Consider the following 2,181-nt stretch of genomic DNA (forward strand, 5'->3'; position numbering starts at 1 on the left):
AAATTCACGCTGCCGACCAGATAGGCGATCAGCGCGAAACAGGCGGCGGCGACCATGACCGGCACGATGGCCAGGCCATCCAGACCATCGGTGAGATTGACCGAATTGCCCGCCGCCACCACGACGAAGCCGCCGAAGAGAATGTAGAAATAGCCCAGATTGAGGGCGAGATCCTTGACGAAGGGAAAGAGCAGCGAGGTGCCATAGGCGCCCTGGGCTAGCTGCGAAATGGCGAATGCGGCAATGCCCCCGATCAGCGCTTCGAGCAGCAGGCGCTGCTTGCCGCCGAAGCCGGCATGGCTCATGCGCTTGACCTTGAGATAGTCGTCGTAAAAGCCGATGGCGCCGAACCCCACGGTGACGAACAGCACCACCCACACATAGCCATTGGAAAGATTGGCCCAGAGCAGGGTGGAAATCACCGCGCCCGAAAGGATCATCAGCCCGCCCATGGTCGGGGTGCCCTTCTTGGTGAGGAGGTGCCCCGCCGGCCCGTCCTCGCGGATCGGCTGGCCCCTGCCCTGCTTGACGCGCAGCAGCGCAATCATGCCTGGGCCGAACAGGAAGACGAAGAACAGCGCCGTGATCACCGCGCCGGCGGTGCGGAAGGTGATGTAGCGGAAGACGTTGAACGCCGACAGCGTTTCGCTCAGCTGGCCGAGAAAATACAGCATGAAGGGGGAAATCCTCTTTGCGCGGGGTCAGGTTCTCTCGAACCGCTCGCGGATTTTCTGCACGATGCCCATCAGCCCCACACCGTTGGACCCTTTGACCATAACTGCGTCGCCCCGCGCAAGATCGTTGAGCACGATCTCCGCCATCTCGCCGGCGCTGGCGGCATGGGCGGCGACCCGCCCCGGCCCCAGCGCCTCGGCCAGCGCCGCCATCTCAGCGCCGACCAGATAAATCCGCTCCGCCCCCGAGGCCAGCACCGGCGCCGCAAGGCTGGCATGCAGCGCCCCCGATTGCGGTCCCAACTCGCGCATGTCGCCCAGGATGAGGACCTTGCGCCCATCCGGGGCGTTTTGGGCCGCGAAAACCCCCAACGCCGCCTGCATGGAGGCGGTATTGGCATTGTAGCTTTCATCGATGAGCAGCAGCGGGTTTTCCGCCGGCCCCAGCAGCAGGCGCGCCCCGCGCCCGGCCTGTGCGCCGAAGCCGGCCAGGGCGGCAAGGGCCCGTTCCGGCGCAATGGCCGCCAGATGGGCAACGGCAAGGGCGGCGGTGGCATTGGCCAGCATGTGGCGGCCGGGCACGTTCAGGACGAGGGGATAATCCACGCCCCCATGGCTGACGCGGGCGGTACTGCCCTCGGCGGACAGCGCGATGTCACCAAGGCGCCAGTCGCTGCCCTCGGCCTCGCCATAGGTGACGACGCCGACGCCCGCCGCCTCGGCCAATTGGCGCAGCAGCCCGATCTGGGCATGGTCGGCATTGAGCACGGCGGTGCCGCCGGGCTCCAGCCCCTCGAAGATTTCCGCCTTGGCGCGGGCGATGCCGTCAAGGCTGCCAAAGGCTTCCAGATGCGCCGGGGCGATGGTGGTGATGACGCCGATATGGGGCCGCACCAGCTTCGAGAGCGGGCGGATTTCGTCGGGGCCGCTCATGCCCATCTCGAAGACGCCGAATTGCGCCCCCTCGGGCAGCCGTGCCAGCATCAGCGGCACGCCCCAGTGATTGTTGAAGCTCTTGATCGAAGCATGGGTGGGCCCGGCGGCCTCGAACACCAGGCGGATGGCCTCCTTGGTGGTGGTCTTGCCGACGCTGCCGGTGACGCCGACGATTCTTGCCGCGCTGCGGGCACGGGCGGCGCGGGCAATGTCCTCGAGCCCCTTGAGAGCATCGGGCACCAGGATGCGCCCCGGGCCGGGATCGCGGCTGACCAGCGCGGCGGCGGCGCCGTTCTGAAGCGCGGTGGCGACGAAATCATGCCCGTCGAAACGATCGCCCCTGATGGCGACGAAGAGGGCATCGGGACCAAGCTCGCGCGAGTCGATGGAGACGGAATTGATCGGGGCAGCAGGGTCGAGGCCCGGCGCAGTGCCATTGGTGGCGGCGAGGATGTCGGCGATGGTGTAGAGGGGCTGGGTCATTTGCGGGGCATACCCCCCTCCCATCCTCCCCCACAAGGGGGGAGGTGCAATCCGGTGACAGACCACGCATCCCGCCCCACGCGCCGCG

General features: G+C 67.2%; 1 protein-coding gene and 1 pseudogene. Both read right to left on the reverse strand.

Annotation, left to right across the window (positions count from 1 at the left end):
- A pseudogene (mraY, locus tag VDP82_RS17350) lies at positions 1-674 on the reverse strand (phospho-N-acetylmuramoyl-pentapeptide-transferase); the annotation flags it as partial.
- Between the two features lie 27 nt (positions 675-701).
- Positions 702-2,093: a UDP-N-acetylmuramoyl-tripeptide--D-alanyl-D-alanine ligase gene (locus VDP82_RS17355; RefSeq protein WP_323016073.1), complete on the reverse strand. Its 1,392-nt coding sequence runs from the start codon at positions 2,091-2,093 to the stop codon at positions 702-704.
- Positions 2,094-2,181 lie beyond the last annotated feature (88 nt).

Source organism: Devosia sp., from assembly GCF_034675085.1.
Taxonomy (GTDB): domain Bacteria; phylum Pseudomonadota; class Alphaproteobacteria; order Rhizobiales; family Devosiaceae; genus Devosia.

What these genes read in the sequence shown, in the direction of transcription:
- VDP82_RS17355 (WP_323016073.1), bottom strand. Translation starts at nt 2,093, where the DNA reads ATGACCCAGCCCCTCTACACCATCGCCGACATCCTCGCCGCCACCAAT.